The organism is Spongiactinospora sp. TRM90649 (assembly GCF_029382225.1).
Taxonomy (GTDB): domain Bacteria; phylum Actinomycetota; class Actinomycetes; order Streptosporangiales; family Streptosporangiaceae; genus Spongiactinospora.
The window spans coordinates 92,738-108,110 of sequence record NZ_JARLTC010000015.1; the positions used below are offsets into that span (position 1 = coordinate 92,738).

Annotated in this window: 19 protein-coding genes; 13 read left to right on the plus strand and 6 right to left on the minus strand. The window is 69.2% G+C overall.

The window, feature by feature from the left end:
• From P3X83_RS20175 to P3X83_RS20200, 6 genes are all read left to right on the plus strand, one after another.
• Nucleotides 1-804 carry a phosphatase gene (locus tag P3X83_RS20175; RefSeq protein ID WP_346742725.1) on the plus strand — a complete coding sequence of 268 codons (804 nt, stop codon included), beginning with the start codon at nt 1-3 and terminating at the stop codon, nt 802-804.
• A 322-nt stretch (nt 805-1,126) separates the two neighbouring features.
• A complete protein-coding gene (locus P3X83_RS20180) occupies nt 1,127-1,330 on the plus strand; it encodes a helix-turn-helix domain-containing protein (protein WP_012887307.1) in 204 nt (67 codons plus the stop codon).
• 185 nt (nt 1,331-1,515) lie between these two features.
• Complete coding sequence (locus P3X83_RS20185) at nt 1,516-1,614, plus strand: AURKAIP1/COX24 domain-containing protein (RefSeq protein WP_018654693.1); 99 nt, start codon at nt 1,516-1,518, stop codon at nt 1,612-1,614.
• Between the two features lie 21 nt (nt 1,615-1,635).
• A complete protein-coding gene (locus tag P3X83_RS20190; protein WP_277306687.1) occupies nt 1,636-2,673 on the plus strand; it encodes an NAD-dependent epimerase/dehydratase family protein in 1,038 nt (345 codons plus the stop codon).
• Between the two features lie 29 nt (nt 2,674-2,702).
• The gene (locus P3X83_RS20195) at nt 2,703-3,575 is read left to right on the plus strand and encodes a lysophospholipid acyltransferase family protein (RefSeq protein WP_277306813.1); all 873 of its coding nucleotides are present in this window, start codon (nt 2,703-2,705) and stop codon (nt 3,573-3,575) included.
• A gap of 30 nt (nt 3,576-3,605) precedes the next feature.
• Nucleotides 3,606-3,788, plus strand: coding sequence for a hypothetical protein (locus P3X83_RS20200; RefSeq protein ID WP_277306688.1), 183 nt, complete (start codon nt 3,606-3,608; stop codon nt 3,786-3,788).
• A gap of 11 nt (nt 3,789-3,799) precedes the next feature.
• Here the strand turns inward: P3X83_RS20200 and P3X83_RS20205 are convergent, their stop codons facing one another.
• The 3 genes from P3X83_RS20205 to P3X83_RS20215 all read right to left on the minus strand — a co-directional run bounded on the left by P3X83_RS20205 (nt 3,800) and on the right by P3X83_RS20215 (nt 6,397).
• Nucleotides 3,800-4,663: an HAD-IB family hydrolase gene (locus P3X83_RS20205; protein ID WP_277306689.1), complete on the minus strand. Its 864-nt coding sequence runs from the start codon at nt 4,661-4,663 to the stop codon at nt 3,800-3,802.
• A gap of 98 nt (nt 4,664-4,761) precedes the next feature.
• On the minus strand, nt 4,762-5,538 hold the full coding sequence (locus P3X83_RS20210; RefSeq protein WP_277306690.1) for a DUF5667 domain-containing protein: 777 nt from the start codon (nt 5,536-5,538) through the stop codon (nt 4,762-4,764).
• 250 nt (nt 5,539-5,788) lie between these two features.
• On the minus strand, nt 5,789-6,397 hold the full coding sequence (locus P3X83_RS20215) for a sigma-70 family RNA polymerase sigma factor (RefSeq protein WP_277306691.1): 609 nt from the start codon (nt 6,395-6,397) through the stop codon (nt 5,789-5,791).
• Nucleotides 6,398-6,726: 329 nt separating this feature from the next.
• On the opposite strand from P3X83_RS20215, the gene P3X83_RS20220 reads away from it, so the two are divergent.
• Both P3X83_RS20220 and P3X83_RS20225 read left to right on the plus strand, forming a co-directional pair.
• Nucleotides 6,727-8,436, plus strand: a complete 1,710-nt coding sequence (locus P3X83_RS20220) for an antibiotic biosynthesis monooxygenase (protein ID WP_277306692.1) — start codon at nt 6,727-6,729, stop codon at nt 8,434-8,436.
• Between the two features lie 596 nt (nt 8,437-9,032).
• Nucleotides 9,033-9,911 (plus strand): methyltransferase domain-containing protein, encoded by an 879-nt coding sequence (locus P3X83_RS20225; protein WP_277306693.1) that lies wholly within the window; start codon nt 9,033-9,035, stop codon nt 9,909-9,911.
• 228 nt (nt 9,912-10,139) lie between these two features.
• Here the strand turns inward: P3X83_RS20225 and P3X83_RS20230 are convergent, their stop codons facing one another.
• The gene (locus P3X83_RS20230; protein WP_277306694.1) at nt 10,140-10,538 is read right to left on the minus strand and encodes a RidA family protein; all 399 of its coding nucleotides are present in this window, start codon (nt 10,536-10,538) and stop codon (nt 10,140-10,142) included.
• A 109-nt stretch (nt 10,539-10,647) separates the two neighbouring features.
• On the opposite strand from P3X83_RS20230, the gene P3X83_RS20235 reads away from it, so the two are divergent.
• The 3 genes from P3X83_RS20235 to P3X83_RS20245 are packed head-to-tail and all read left to right on the plus strand — an operon-like array spanning nt 10,648 to nt 11,822.
• A complete protein-coding gene (locus P3X83_RS20235; protein ID WP_277306695.1) occupies nt 10,648-11,082 on the plus strand; it encodes an SRPBCC domain-containing protein in 435 nt (144 codons plus the stop codon).
• Nucleotides 11,069-11,419 carry a metalloregulator ArsR/SmtB family transcription factor gene (locus P3X83_RS20240; RefSeq protein WP_277306696.1) on the plus strand — a complete coding sequence of 117 codons (351 nt, stop codon included), beginning with the start codon at nt 11,069-11,071 and terminating at the stop codon, nt 11,417-11,419. Before P3X83_RS20235 ends, P3X83_RS20240 begins: the two co-directional genes overlap by 14 nt.
• A 19-nt stretch (nt 11,420-11,438) precedes the next feature.
• Nucleotides 11,439-11,822, plus strand: a complete 384-nt coding sequence (locus tag P3X83_RS20245) for a VOC family protein (RefSeq protein WP_277306697.1) — start codon at nt 11,439-11,441, stop codon at nt 11,820-11,822.
• A gap of 113 nt (nt 11,823-11,935) precedes the next feature.
• Here the strand turns inward: P3X83_RS20245 and P3X83_RS20250 are convergent, their stop codons facing one another.
• Nucleotides 11,936-12,097 carry a hypothetical protein gene (locus P3X83_RS20250; RefSeq protein WP_277306698.1) on the minus strand — a complete coding sequence of 54 codons (162 nt, stop codon included), beginning with the start codon at nt 12,095-12,097 and terminating at the stop codon, nt 11,936-11,938.
• Between the two features lie 478 nt (nt 12,098-12,575).
• On the opposite strand from P3X83_RS20250, the gene P3X83_RS20255 reads away from it, so the two are divergent.
• Nucleotides 12,576-13,562, plus strand: coding sequence for a hypothetical protein (locus P3X83_RS20255; protein ID WP_277306699.1), 987 nt, complete (start codon nt 12,576-12,578; stop codon nt 13,560-13,562).
• Entirely contained in the window at nt 13,559-14,839 is a 1,281-nt protein-coding gene (locus P3X83_RS20260; protein WP_277306700.1) for a hypothetical protein, read from the plus strand. Before P3X83_RS20255 ends, P3X83_RS20260 begins: the two co-directional genes overlap by 4 nt.
• Here P3X83_RS20260 and P3X83_RS20265 read toward each other — a convergent pair.
• Nucleotides 14,777-15,358: an RDD family protein gene (locus P3X83_RS20265; RefSeq protein WP_277306701.1), complete on the minus strand. Its 582-nt coding sequence runs from the start codon at nt 15,356-15,358 to the stop codon at nt 14,777-14,779. The genes P3X83_RS20260 and P3X83_RS20265 overlap by 63 nt on opposite strands.
• Between the last annotated feature and the right edge of the window lie 15 nt (nt 15,359-15,373).

Genomic DNA, 15,373 nt, shown 5'->3' on the forward strand with positions numbered 1-15,373 from the left:
GTGGACGAGCTGATTCCCCCGACCCGATCCGAACTACGTGACCACCTGATCGCCACGAGGATCGCGGGGCCCGTGGCCACCAGCCGCGAGAACAACCTCGACCACTATCGATCGCTGGCCGACCGCGACCCTTACTACCAGTTGGGGCTGACCTTTTCCGGCACGTGGTCCTACCGCGACGTGCTCGCGCTGATGGCCAAGGCCGCGGGCGTGAGCGCGGATCCCCGCCACCGCGTGGGCCAGGACACCATCGACCCGGACCGCACCATCGACGCCCTGGAGGAGATGGGCGCGCGCATCGGGGCCGCCCTCGCGCGCGGCCGGGCGCGGCTGCTGTTCGCCACCGGCCACCCGACCGGGCTGCTGACCGTGCACCTGACGCTGGCGCGGCTCGCCGTACGGCACGGCGCGCGGCTGCTCACCCCCGGCGAGGGCTGGACCTACCTGGGCGACGGCTACCGTTCGCGCAGGAGCAGGCGCATCCGCTACCTCGACGGCGTGGCGATGCTCGACGACCATGGCGGCTTCGTCCACACCCACGACGCGGCCCCCATGGAGCACATGTTGAGCGTACTCGGCGACGATCACCCCGATCTCGTGGTGGCCGACCACGGATGGGCGGGCGCGGCGGGGGAGGCGGGGTACCAGACCGTCGCGTTCGCCGACTCCAACGATCCCGGGCTGTTCCTCGGGGAGGCGGAGGACAAGATCGCGGTCACCGTCCCGCTCGACGACAATGTGCTTCCGAGGTACTACGCACCGTTGACGGCCTATCTGGCCTCATGGGTCACGCGAGCCCTGTGAGTCGTGTTCCGACCCAATTCGGCCCTCCTTATACCAGTTTTTCGCGCCTGCATTCCGGGGACCTCACACCTGGTTTGCCAACTTTTTCATGATCGTGGGCGACTCTTATGGGAAGACAGTTGTTCCGTTCCAAGAGCACGGCGAGGGTGTGGCCTGGCTGCTGGCCAGCGTTTTCTCCAGTTCGGCTGACACAGGGCTCCGAAGACTGATGGACTAGGGGGTTTGCGCACTCGGGGTCCCGCCTTACGCTGACGGCAGTACACGTGCGTGAGCAATGGCACCAGTGGGGATAACCCGGATACACGTGCGGAAGAGGCGTCCGATGGGTGCAGGTGAAAGACCTCTCAGCGAGGTGAAGTTCCTGACGGTGGCGGAGGTGGCCACTGTCATGCGGGTGTCCAAGATGACTGTGTACCGGCTCGTTCACTCGGGCGAGCTGCCGGCCATCCGGGTCGGCCGCTCATTCCGAGTCCCTGAGCAGGCGGTTCACGATTATCTGAGAGACGCCTACATCGAGGCGGGCTGAGGCGACCGGGCGGCGGTCCGGCGTCTCATCGGGTAGCGGCATGATCCGGCGATGGCCGGGTCGCGCCGCGAGTGCAGTCTCCCGGGGCTCCCCCAGGGGCGATCTACCGTGGATCGCCGGTAGGCTGTTGACCCGGTGTGCTGCTCAGCACACCGGATCGGCATCTACCAAGACCTGGGGGTCCCGTGGGCTCTGTCATCAAGAAGCGCCGCAAGCGCATGGCGAAGAAGAAGCACCGCAAGCTGCTGAAGAAGACCCGCATCCAGCGGCGTAACAAGAAGTAGCAGCGGACCTGCGAGGCGCCGATGACCCGTACCGTGCTCGTCACCGGGGTCGCCGGACATATCGGCGCCCGAGTGGCGAGCGTTCTCGCGGCCGATCCTGAGATCTCCCGCGTGATCGGTGTGGACACGGTGCCGCCGCCATCACCGGCGTCTGACGGTGGCCTGGCCCTCGGCGGCGTGCCGCTCGGCCGTACCGAGTACGTCAAGGTGGATCTGCGCAGCCCCGACATCACCCAGGTGATCGCGGCGGCCGACATCGACACGGTGGTCCATGTCAACCTGGTCAGCACTCCCTCCGGGGAGGCGGGCCGGGCACAGATGAAGGAACACAACGTGATCGGCACCATGCAGCTGCTCGGTGCCTGTCAACGGTCCCCGCTGGTCCGACGTGTCGTGGTGCGCTCGACCACGGCGGTCTACGGCTCCTCCGCGCGCGACCCCGCCGTCTTCACCGAGGACGCCGACCCTCCGGAACCCCCGAGCCATGGTTACGCCAAGGACGCGGTGGAGATCGAGGGCTACGTGCGCGGGTTCGCCCGGCGGCGTCCCGACGTCGCCGTGACCACGCTGCGGTTCGCCAACTTCATGGGGCCGGGGGTCGATTCGCCGCTCACCCGCTACTTCAGCCAGCCGGTGCTGCCGACCGTATTCGGGTTCGACCCCCGCCTGCAGTTCGTCCACGAGGACGACGGCGTGGAGGTGCTGCGACGCACCGCCATGGAAGACCACCCCGGCACGTTCAACGTGGCCGGGGAAGGCGTGTTGCTGCTCTCGCAGTGCGTGCGCCGGGCGGGGCGCCCGTCGGTGCCGGTGCCCTCACCCGCCTTCGGCCTGCTCAGCGAGGTGGCCAGACGGGTTGGGCTGGTCGACTTCTCACCCGAGCAGATCCGGCTGATGTGTCACGGCCGCGCCGTCGACACCACCCGGCTGCCCGCCGAGCTCGGCTGGAAGCCCAAGTTCACCACCGCGGCGGCCTTCGACGACTTCCTGCGCTCCCGCCACCTGACGGGCGGCCTCGGCGAGTGGGCCCGCACGATCGCACGGGAGACCGGACTGTGAGCGACGACTCCTACGCCGACGTCATCCCCATCGACGCCGCCGCCCGCGCCCGCGACGGCGGCGCGCCCAAGGACACCCCGCTCGCCGGCGTGGTCGAGTTCCTGCTGCGGCGGCTCAGCGGCGAGTACGAGGTCGACGAGTTCGGGTTCGACCACGAGCTCACCGACAAGGTGCTGCTGGAGCTGCTGCGCCCCCTCTACCGCCACTGGTTCCGGGTCGAGACCCTCGGGCTCGGCAACGTCCCGGCCGAGGGCGGCGCGCTGGTCGTGGCCAACCACTCCGGCACGGTCCCGATCGACGCGCTGATGCTCCAGGTCGCCCTGCACGACGAGGCCCACCGGCCGGTGCGGCTCCTGGGCGCCGACCTCGTCTACGAGCTGCCGCTGCTCGGCCACCTGTCCCGCAAGACCGGCCACACCCTGGCCTGCCGCGAGGACGCCGACCGGCTGATGCGCAAGGGCGAGCTGGTGGGGGTCTTCCCCGAGGGCTTCAAGGGCGTGGGCAAGCCGTTCCACGAGCGCTACCGGCTGCAGCGGTTCGGGCGCGGCGGCTTCGTCGCCTCGGCGATCACGGCGGGCGTGCCGATCGTGCCGTGCGCGATCGTGGGCGCGGAGGAGATCTACCCGAAGATCGGCGACCTGCGGATGCTGGCACGGGCCTTCGGCCTGCCGTACCTGCCGATCACCCCGTTCTTCCCATGGCTCGGCCCGCTGGGGCTGATCCCGCTGCCGTCCAAGTGGATGATCGAGTTCGGCGAGCCCATCAGAACCGACGAGCTCGACCCGTCGGCGGCCGACGACCCCGCGACCGTGTTCAACCTCACCGACCACGTCCGCGAGACCATCCAGCACCAGCTAAACGACCTCCGCCTCCGCCGCGGCCCGGCCTTCCCCATCATTTAGGCCCGGTTCAACCAGGCCCAGGGGGCCGCCATGGTGATGGTGGCGGTCTCGCTTCTCGTCCCCGCCGACACGGGGTCGCCGCTCGGGTGGCTGCTCGACGCCGGGCACCTGTTCACCGTCTGGCTGATCGCCGACGCGATCGTCCTGCGGTTGCGGGATCTGGGCGAGCCCGTCCGCGCCGCCCGGCTCGCGCCGATCCCGGCGCGGCCGTAGCGGCGCCGGGCTCAGGAGCGGTAGTGGCGGCGCAGTGCGATCGCCGCCGCGACGCCGCCCGCGACCGCGCCCGCCGCCATCGCGATCGGCAGGCCGATCATCGTGGCCTTCCTGCCGGTGCGGTAGTCGTGGACGGTCCACCCGTTGTTCCTGGCGTGCTCGCGCAGCTCGCCGTCCGGGTTGACGGCCGAGGCGTTGCCGACCAGCGACAGCAGCGGCAGGTCGTTGGCCGAGTCGCTGTAGGCCGAGCAGCGGCCGAGATCGAGGCCCTCCCTGCGGGCCAGCGCGCGCACCGCCTCTGCCTTGGCCGGGCCGTGCAGCAGGTCGCCCACGAGCCTGCCGGTGTAGACGCCGTTCTCGGTCTCGGCGACGGTGCCCAGCGCGCCGGTCAGCCCGAGCCGCTGGGCGATCACGCTGGCCAGCTCCACCGGCGTGGCGGTGACCAGCCAGACCCGCTGCCCGGCGTCGAGGTGACTCTGCGCGAGCGCCCTGGTCCCCGCCCAGATCCGGTCGGCCATCACCTCGTCGTAGATCTCCTCGCCGAGATGGACCACGTCGTCGACCTTGAGCCCCGCGACGAAGGCGAGCGCGGTCTCCTTGGCCTCGGTGATGTGCTCGGCGTTCTCGTTGCCGCGGACCCGGAAGATGGCCTGGCCCAGCGCGAAGCGCACCAGGTCTTTCGTGGTGAACAGGCCACGCCCGGCGAGCCCGCGGGCGAAGTGGTAGATGGACGCCCCGCGCATCATCGTGTTGTCGACGTCGAAGAACGCCGCCGCGGTGGGATCCGGCTCGGCGACCGGCATGCTCACGGCGGCGGCCGCGGCCACCTCGCCCGCGACTCTGGGCTCCTGCCGCCGTCGTAGTAGCCGCCTCATAACCTCTCAGCTTAATCGTCGTGGGTGGCGATGACCGGTCCGCCACGTTAGCGGGGTATGACGTGCCGTTACGGCTGGGCGCGCCGGGTACGGCCTGATCAGTCCGTAGAAGTCGCCGCCGAGGTGGCGTCCGGCCCGGCCAGGCCGTCGATGTAGTTCAGGTAGCCGCTGGCCTGGCGCTGCGTCTGCGCGTCCATCTTCTTGATGATCGGGTCCACCACACGGTGCTGTTTCTCGGCGAACCGCTTCAGCGTGGGCTCCTTCTTGGCGTCCTTGCGCTTGACCCGGGTGAGCGCGCAGACCGCCGACCGGGTGCTCTTCTCCATGTCGTTGATCGTGTCGTCCACCAGGCCCGCGCGGTCGGGGGTGCCGAGCAGCGTCGCGACCTCCGAGGCGCGCTCCTCGGCCGCCGCGAGCCTGCGCTCGGCCCGTTCCACCTCGTCGGCGCTGAGCCGGACCATGGTGGACTCCGCCGCCCGCTTGAGCGGGTACAGCGTGTCTCCGGGCACCGAGCGGTAGGCCACCAGGCCGGTGACGACCAGGATGAAGGTCGTGGCCACGGTGATCACCTGAGCGAGCACGCCGACCCGTGAGTACCCCCTGGACGCCCCGCCCGACCGGCTCGCGCGCCGGTAGCGCCTGGCGCGGCGGGCCGGAGGCCGGCGCACCACGTCCGCCTGGGCCGCCGCGCCCTTCGCCCGCTGCGCGGGCTCGTCGGAGTAGACCGCGAGCAGATCCTCGCGGAGCCGCGAGCGGAACTCCGGACGGGGGCCGGTGTCCTCCCGTGAGGCGATCTCCGACATGCGTTCGGTCAGGCGGTGTCGGGTACGCCGGATGGTGGACGGGCGCCACCACCGGGGTCGCCACTTACGCATGAACGCTCCCTGCCGCCCCCGCGCGATGATCCATCGGTGTCACTTGCCTAACGACGGGCCGGCGCGCCAGGTTACGACCTGCCGTCTGCCAAGGCGTTTCACAGCGAGCCGTTACCCGATCACGCGTAGCCGTCCGCACCCCGTTACGGGCGGCTGATACCCCTGCCACCACGTATGATCCCCGCTTCGTCACGAAGTGTCACAGCCGGTGGGCGCCTGTTGAGTTTTCGGCCTTCGGGCCTTCGAACGCTCAGTCCAGGTCCGCGCGCAGGGCGCGCGCCAGCGCGCGGATCGCCCGGAACTGCAGTGCCTTGATCGCCCCGGCCTTCTTGTTCATCGCGAGCGCGGTCTCGGCCAGGGACATGCCGTTCAGGAAGCGCAGCACCACGCACTCCTGCTGTTCGGGCTTCAGCTCCCGGACGGCACGCAGCACCCGCTCGTTGATCATCGCCGTGACGACCGCGTTCTCCGGGATGTGTGGACCGTCCAAAGGGATGTCCAGCACCTCGGCGGTGCTGACCTCCATGCGGTAACGCCCCGATTTGAAGTGGTCGGTGATCAGGTTGCGGGCGATCGTCACCAGCCACGCGCCGAAGTCGCGTCCCTGCCAGGTGAAGTCCGCGATGCGCCGCAGCGCCCGCAGGAACGTCTCGCTGGTGAGGTCCTCGGCCAGGGCGTGGGAGCCGACCCGGAAGTAGATGTAGCGGTAGACGAGGTCCACGTAGCGGTCATAGAGCGTTCCGAAGGCGTCGGCGTCGCCGGTCTTGGCACGCAGCACCAGCGCCCGGAGGTCATTGTCCCCCGGGGCGGCCACGTCCTGACGTACGGCGAACTCGCTTGTTCGCGCGTTCTGCGCCATCCCAGCGTGGGCTGGCGGGGGGAGCCCCGCGAACGGCCACGTATTCGGCATCCGGTATCCCTGGGGGGGAGGGGGTCGGCTGCTCGAAGCCTAGGAACAAAGGGGAAATTTCACAATCCGCTCTGCTCTGACCTTGGCGGTGCTTGGGACATCTAGCTGGATTCCGGTTCCCCTTTGACCATAGGTATAAGCCTGGCCATAACGTCATAGGGGGGACTGTCGTGACATGACGTAACCGGCGGATACCGTGGTGGAACGGTGCAGTGGACTCCCGCAGTCCCGGCTACCGCTACCGGTAGGGGGCAATGTCCGGCAGCATTGGAGACACCATGGAAAACGTCGTCGCCGTCCTCGGATTCGCCGGTGCTCTCCTCGCCGCCATCGCAACCGGTGCCCTGATCAGGCGCCTGCGCACAGAGCCGAGCGGGTGGCTGGGCGCCTGGACCGCTACCACGGCGGCATTGTGCGTATCACTCGGCGTGATCGCGGTGGGCCACGTCCTCGGATTCGGTTCTACTACCTTCCGGCTATATCAGATCGCGGGTTCACTGATCGCTCCACTATGGTCGGCGGTCGGTGTGATCCAGCTCCTGGCACGGAAGACCCCGGGCAGGTTCGCCACCTGGCTCCTCGCGGGCGCGTTCACCTTCGTCGCAGTCGTGATCATGGTCGTCGACCCGGTGAGCAACGTGGGAACGTTCGGCCGGACGCTGCCCGGTGCGGAGCACTGGGCCCTCATCCCCGCCTCCATACTCGCCATCGGTCACCTGACCACGGCCGCCATCCTCGTCGGGTGCGTCGTGGTCGCCGTGCTGCGCTGGCGCAACGGCGACGAGTACGACGCCGACAATCTGCAGGCCGTCGCGGTCATCGCGCCGATCGGGCTCGCCCTCGTGGGGGCGTTGCGGTTCACGTCGTCCGGGCTCTTCACGACCGCGCTCCTCACCGTCGCCGCGGCCGGCATCTGGTATGTGCTCATCCGGCCGCTCGCGCCTTACGAGGACGACGACGAGTACGAGGAAGAGGAGACCGAGCGGAAGCAGGTGGAGCAGCAGCGAGGACGCTCCGAGCGGTCTTCCTCCCAGCGCGCCCCGGAACGAGCCGCCGAGCAGTCCTTCGGGCAGACGTCGAGGGAGAGCGACACCGGCCGGCGGCGCGCGGTGGCGGAACAGGGCGGGCAGGGCCGCACCCACGTCCGCGAGGACATCCGCGGGCAGGGGGGTCAGTCCCGCGGCGATCAGTTCTTCGCCGATCAGCCCTATGCGGCCGAGCAGTCCTTCGGGGCCGACCAGTCTTTCGGGACCGACCAGGGCATGCCCGGAAGCGGCCCGCCGACCGGCGCCGGACACACGGGCGGGCGGCGGCGTTCCGGGCTCGGCGACCTCGTCGCCGAATACCGGGCGGGAGAGCCGGAGAACGACTACGGGGCACGGATGCGGCAGGGCGAGGGGGACGGCTTGCCGTACGGCACGCACACGGGCGACTTCGACTCCGCGCACGGGCGGGGCAGGCATGGGCCGGAAACGGGCGCACACGCCCGCGTGGAGGGCGGCAGGCGGGCACGCCGGGCCGCCGAGCAGGAGTACGGCCAGCCCGAGCAGGAGTACGGCCAAGCCGAGCAGGACTACAGCATGCCGCACACCGGCATCTTCTACGCGGGCGCGGAAATCCCGGGCGCCGCGCCTCCCCCTGGCGGCGGCGGTAGGCCGTCACCGAGCATCTACGGGCTGCTCACGGTCTTCACTCTGATGGACGGCTCGGGCGAGGCATTCGACCGGCTCGCGGACCAGACCGTGGAAGGTGTCCGCCAGAGCGAACCTGACACGCTGGTCTACTCCTGCCACGCGGTCAAGTCCGCCCCGCTTCAGCGAATCATTTACGAACTTTATCGGGACGAAGTGGCCTACACGGAGCACCAGCGCCAGCCCCACGTCCAGTACTTCATAAGCGAACGCCAGTCCCTCGTACTGGCCACCAACGTCATCGAACTCTCCGTCAACGCCGCCAAGGTCGTCCCCCTCCCCACCGCCTACATCTAACGCGCGGGCGCGCGAGCGGGGTCGTCCGCACGGCAAGCCCCTCAATCCGACGCCGGTCCCCGGCCGCGGCCGGAGCCCAAGCGCCCCCGTCACCCGCTGGTCCGCGTGATCCCCCCGCTTTCGGCGTGGCCGCCGCGCCAACGCGCGACGATTGGGCCTCGCTGCGCGCTCGGACTGTCTTTCTTGATGTCGGGCTTCGCCCGACGCTCGCGCCGCCCGGCGTTCACTTGGATCAAGCAACTGCGAAACCATCCAGAATCCCGCAAAAGGGTCTTCGGAGGATTAATCCAAGTCTGTCGATGAGGCGAGAGTTTTATCCCCGACCGCAGTTCTTGTGGTCGGCTGAGTGCGGGTAAGTCGGGAGCGAGTCGTGACCGTCCCTCGCGCCCTTAGGTGACCCTTGCCCCGTCCTTCGCGTAGCCGTACGCTCTCGATGAGCGCTTCGCATAAATGTAAGGAAGACAAACCCTTGCCGCTGCCCAAGCTTGATCCCGCGAAGAAGGATAAAGCGCCCGATCAGGGTAAACACGAAAAACCGGGCAAGAAGTAACAGTGCATGGGCAATGACATCGCGGTACTGATCAGCGGCATGATCGATGCGATCGCCGGTCGGCCTCTACAGCTCGTCCAATTCCGCTCCCGGCACCGTCACCGATTTTCTCGATCTCCTGAATCCACAGCCAGGTCACCGGGTACTGGAGATCGGCACTGGCACCGGCTGGACCGCTGCTCTTCTGTCCCATCTCGTCGGCGCGCAGTATGTCACCTCGATGGAAATAGACGGCGCGCTCGCCGCACTCGCCGAGAAGAACCTCAGAGACGCGGGCGTTCATCCGTATGTGGTCGTCGGCGACGGCGCGACCGGCTGCCCCGAGCGGGCGCCGTTCGATCGAGTTCATGTCACCTGCGGCGTTCACACCGTGCCGTACGCCTGGGTGGAGCAGACCCGGCCGGGCGGCGTCATCGTTCTGCCTTATGACCCGGGATTCGTCGCCGGGCACGCGGTGCGGCTCACCATCCGGCCGGACGGCACGGCGGCAGGCAGGTTCGATGGCTTCGCCGAGTACATGATGATGCGCTCGCAGCGCATCGTCGCGTGTGCCGAGCAAGGCCCGAGCCATGAGACGCGGACCCGCGTCGACCCCCGCATGATCACGCAGGCGCCGCCGGGGGCCGCGTTGGCGATGTCGGCGCTCACCGGTCTGCACATCGGCAGTCACCAGGAAACCGACCGGCTTTTGACGTGGGTGAGCGACCCGGGCGTCCCGGCGCGGTGGGCACTGATCATTTACGTCCCTGACGCTGACGACCACGAGGTTCACCAGGTCGGCGATCGGCCGCTGTGGGACGAGGTCGTGAACGCCTACCTTCAGTGGATGGCCTGGGGCGAGCCTGACCGGGACCGGTTCGGGATGACGGTCACCCCGAACGGGCAGCGGATTTGGCTGGACGCCCCGCAACGACCGATCGGATAGTCGACCGGGGGCGCGGGCTGCTCGCGCTCTGCGCGGCCGCGCGAGTGGGGTCGTCTGTACGGCAAGCCCCCCACAACCGCGCCACCGGGCGCCACCGCCTCCGCCGAGACCGCCCCGCTGGCGCGCGGCCAATGGGCTTCGCGCGACGCTTGCGCCTTCAGGCGGCCACTTGGGGCAGGTAGCCGCAGGGCCGTCGATGATGTTGGAGGCAGTCGCGGGGTGAGCTGGTCAGCCGGCGGCGATTACCTCGATTTCCACGAGCCATTCGCTGACGAGGGTCTGGGCGACCACTGCGGTGGTGGGGATGGCGCGGTTGCCCAAGGCTCGGACGCGGGCCGTCGCGTTCGCTTCGGCGTAGGAGGCGTCGCGTAGGTAGCTGGTGAGCCGGACGATGTTGTCCACGGTCATGTCGGCCGACGCCAGGATCGCCCGCAGGTTGGCCCAGATGAGGTCGAGTTGTTCGTCCAGCGTGGCACCGGGCGTGCCCGCTGGGTCCAGGCCCATCGTTCCGGAGACGAACAACAGGCGCTGTGCGTCGCGGACTTCCACCGCGTGAACGTAGTCGCTGGTGCTGGCATACACGCCATCCGTCGGGTCATGCGTGATGATCTGCGGATTCGTCGTCATATAGGTGATCTTGTCAGATCCCCATGGGAGCGTCCTGGAGTTGCGGGGCGCGATCGCAACCTGTAGGTTGCGATTGATGGCAACCTGTAGGTTGCGAAGGAGGTTGGGCATGGTTCCGGACACGATCGAGCGTGTGGTGGTGCTGCGGCACCCCATCGAGCGGGTGTGGGCCGCGCTGACCACCGCGCAAGGGCTCTCGCGGTGGTTCGGCTCGGTGGCGGAGATAGATCTGCGGCCCGGCGGGCGGGCGTTCTTCCGTTGGGACGACCTCGACGACGAGTCCGTCGCCACGATCGCGGTGGTCGATCCACCGCATCGGTTCGCGTTCAGGTGGGCGATGGAGGGTCTGCCGGAGGCGGACGCACCCCAGACGCTGGTGGACTTCACCCTGGAGCAGGTGCCGGACGGCACCCGGCTGCGCGTCGTGGAGAGCGGGTTCGCCCAGGTCTCCGATGACGTGGCCCGGTCTGCCCGCCAGGCAAACAGCCAGGGATGGGACACCGAGCTCGTCGATCTGGAGACCTACCTCGATGCCGCCGCCTGATTCGGAAGCGCAGGCCGTCGCGGTGTTCCTGGCGCTCACCGATCCGACGCGGCGGGCGCTGCTGGAGGAGCTCGCCCGTGCGGGGCCCGCGACCGTCAGTGATCTGGCGCGGCGGTTACCGGTCAGCCGCCAGGCGGTCGCCAAGCACCTCGGCCAGCTCGCCGAAGCGGGCCTGATCAGCTCCGGCGAACCGACCGGCCGCCGCCATCCCTACCGGCTGGAACCGGCGGCCATTCGCACGGCCCAGGTGTGGCTGGCCAGGCTCGCCAACCGGTGGGACGACCGGCTGGCCGCGCTCGGACGCGCACTGGACGACGCCACCGATACGAATCCATGAGCCAAGGAGCCACGCATCAATGAGCAAGCCTGAATTCACGGCCGGTCTGAACATCGCCATGAAGATCCCGAAGGCGCAGTACGAGGCCACCGTGGCCTTCTACCGCGACACCCTGGGCTTCGAGGTCAAAGAAGACGACGTCTCCTACGCTCCGACCGTTTCGCGGACTCATTCGGTGCGGTTCGGCCCCAACACCCTGTGGCTCGACTGCGTCGACAATTACAGCCGTCCCGACCTGTGGCTGCAACTGCACACCGATGACCTGGACGCGGCCACGAGCGAACTGGCCGGCATCGGCATTCACCCGTGTGACGAGGTCGAACCACTGGAGAATCTCGATTCCAGAACCCACTGGATCAAGAACCCGGCCGGTGTCGTACATCTCCTCGCGGAGACCGGCTGATCCGGCGTCCATCAGGTGCGGCGCGTGCGGGAGAGGGCGGCGAGTTGCCGTCCGAGGGCCTCGGCCCAGGTTGGTCTGTTCCAGCGCGCGCAGGTGCGCCCGGCCCCGCGGGGTCAGGTCGTCCACTCGAGCACGGTGACGACGGCGTGCGCGGCCTCCTTTTGATCTCGGGTCACGCCGGAAATGCCGCGATCGTCTGACTCGACTTCCCACACGAAAAGCGGAGCGTACACCTTTTCCGGTGTCGGTTGCGGCTGATCGCCAATTTCGGTCATTTGTGGTTTTCCTCCACTCGCGCGATATGGTCCGGTGGTGCTGATGGGACCGCAGATGATCGGCGGCGGAAGGACGCGGAGAAGGACTTTCGCCGGGACGTTCAACCGGTTCCGGGACATGCCCTCCGGGTCGCATTCGGATCGCTACGCTAAGTGTCAAAAGCGTTTCCGAGGTGGGAACTTTGGCCGAGCAGACCGCGTTCGAGCAGGCGTGCGCCGCACATGGCTGGGCACGTCCCGCGACGTTCATCACCGCTTTCGCGCAGGCGGCCCGGTTGATCGGGAAGCGACCGGGATAACGGTTCGCCAGTATCATCGCTGGCGGCTGCCGGATCCGCCGACGCCCCGGCCGTCCGCGTGGCGAGTGTTGCATGCGATGTTCGGGGTGAGCCCTGTTGACTTGGGTTTTCCACCATCTCTGAATGGTGAAGTTGATATGCCTGAGTTCGAAACCGGGTCCGCGGGGGACAATGCGAATGTGAAACGGCGAACCTTCGTGGCGGGCACCGTGGGAGTCGCGGCGGGAGTGGCGGTCGTCCCGTCCTCCGCCCTCGCGTGGAACGGGCCCGTGGGAACCCCGCATCCTCAGGAGTTGCGCGCCGGGCTCGGGTCGCTCGTCGCCATGGACAGCGCGCACGGTGGGGGCGACGTCCGAGCACTGGCCGCCCGGCATCTGGCCCGTATCCGCCGGGTCATCGACACCGGAACCTATTCCGACGCGATCGGCAGGAAACTGCGGCTGCTCGCCGGTGAGATGGCGGAGCACTGCGGGTGGTACTGCTTCGACGATCTCGACCATCCGGCGGCCCGCTCCTACTGGGCGGAGTCGCTGGCCACGGCGCGGATGCTCGAAGACCGCGACCTTGAGGTCGTGGTCCTGGCGTCGCTGAGCCTCCAGGCCCTCCGCGAAGAACATTCGCGATACGCCTACGACCTGGCGCGGGCCGCGCGGCGGCGGGCGGAGGCCATGGACTCGCCGATGCTGCTGTCGATCATCGCGGCCCGCGAGGCGCGCGCCCTCGCCCAGATGGGCGACCACACCGCCGCCCAGGGCGAGCTGGCGCGGGCGATGAAGCTGTACGAACGCGCCGACCGGGGCCGCCCGGCGCCCACGTGGACGGCCTTCCACGGCCCGGCCGAGCTGAGCACCGCCCAGGGGCTGGTCTACCTGGAGGCGGGCCGATACCAGGCGGCGGCCTCGTTCTTCCGTGCCGCCTCCGCCCAGTGTGGCGACGGCTACGGCCGCAACCGCGCGTTGTACCAGCTCAGCCTGGCCGGCAGCCTGGTCCGGGCCGGAGAGGTCGACGAGGGGGCCGGCCAGGCGGTCACCGGCCTGCGGCAGCTCAAGGAGGTCTCCTGCGGTCGTGCGACCGAGCGCGTCAAAGAGGTGCGAGATCTGCTCACCACCGTGGACACCGCCACCGCCAGAGAGGGGGCCGAGGCGCTGTCCCGGTACGCCGCGTGACCGATCCCCGGAACGGATCCAGGCTCTACGGCGTCGCCATGCTGCTCGCCGGCTGGGTGTTCTGGGCCGCCGGGCTGGCTACGACGCTCACCGCCTTCTACTACGCGGGGATCGGGTCGCTGCCCGACGACTCGCCCTGGTGGCTCTACAACCTGCTCTTCTTCCTGATGCTCATCGGCGCGGTCATCGTGCACGTCGGGCAGAAGGCGCGGCTGGCCGGTCGCAGGCGCCTGACCCGGACGGCGGCGCCCCCGGCCGACGGCGAGCCGTACGTCCTCTATCTCCGCTCCTTCGGCGAAGACCACGACCGGGCCGATCTCGAACGCGGCTGGCTGCGACCGGAGGCGCTGTATCCACTGCCGCACATCGCGTCGCTCTTCATGTCGGGGCGCAGCCTGGAGGAGCACCTGACCGGGTGCCTGCGCCGTCTCGGCCGGGTCATCGCGGTGGGTTCCCCCGCCGATGGGCTGCCGCCCGCCGGGGCGCAGCGGCTCTACCTGCCGACCGGCGACTGGCAGAGGCCGGTGCGCCGCCTGATGTCCCGCGCCCGGCTGGTCGTCATCGTCCTCGACCCGACCCCGGGAACCCTCTGGGAGTTCGTGGAGGCCGTCCGCACGGTGAATCCGCGCCGGCTGCTGCTCCTCGCGCCCGCGTCGAAGGAGCGGTACGACGAGTTCCGCGAGCGCGCCCGCGCGCTGCTGCGCGAGCGGGCCGGGGAGATCCAGCGCGAGACGGGTGAGGTCTGGAGCCCGCCGGACCTGCCGGAGTTCCGCCGGCCCGGAGGGTCCGTCACGCCGTTGAAGAGGCACGCGGCCAGCGGGCTGGTCCGCTTCGCCGCCGACTGGACGGCGCGTTTCGTGCCGCTCACCGCCTTTCCCCTCTGGGACGTTCTCGGCGCGTCGATGCGGATGGCCTTCCGGTCCGTGCGGGACGACCTGTTCGCCTACGAGAACACCTTTCCGGGGGCGAAGGACCCCTCGGTCCAGTTCTGGCGGCGGCGGGCGAAGGTGATCGGGGTGATCATCATCGTCTACGTCAACTTCATCGCGCACCGGATGATCAACCTGATCATGCTGCTTTCGGAGAACGGCTGGCGGCTCGCGCCGGGGTGGGAGCCGCTCGCCGTACAGATCGTCGTCGCCCTCGCCACGCTGCGGGCGTTCGTGTGGCTGAGACGGCGGGCGGGGCTGCGCGCTGTGCCCGCTGTGCCGTCGTCAAGCCTCCCGGGCGACCCGAACGACCTGCGTGCCGGTGACGTGGTCGAGGAGCCGTCGTGAGTCTCCCCAGACGGCGGGCAGCCGGTCGAGCCAGGCGAGCGGGCCGAGGACCACGCAGAGCCGCCGGGCGAGGGCGGCGACCGGATGGAGCCGCAGGCCGGAATCGCTGACCACGCGCAGGCCGGTGAGACGCTTGCCCGGGGTGGTGCCGGTCAGGTACTCCAGCAGGCCCAGGCCCACGATCGCTAGGGCGTGGAGGAGGCCGGCTTCCTGGTAGACCGCGCTGTCGCAGATCACCGGGCCGACGGCGACGCAGGAGCTGTCCGTCTTCACGTAGAACCAGGGCGGCGCGGCCAGCATGACGCCTTCCGTGCCGTTCAGGAGCCGCGTGACCCCCTGGGCCAGGAGCGCGATCGTGACGCCGATCAGCGGAAGATTGTCGATGAACAAGGCGATGAAGCGCCTGCCGACCGGTGCGGGGGGCGCGGTCTCGCGTGCGGCGAAGGTCCTGGCCGCCTGCGCGGGAGGGCCGAGACGGCTCAGCGCCTCGTCCAGTTCGGCCGCCGTCCAGCCGCACAAGGGTCGAGGGTGGGA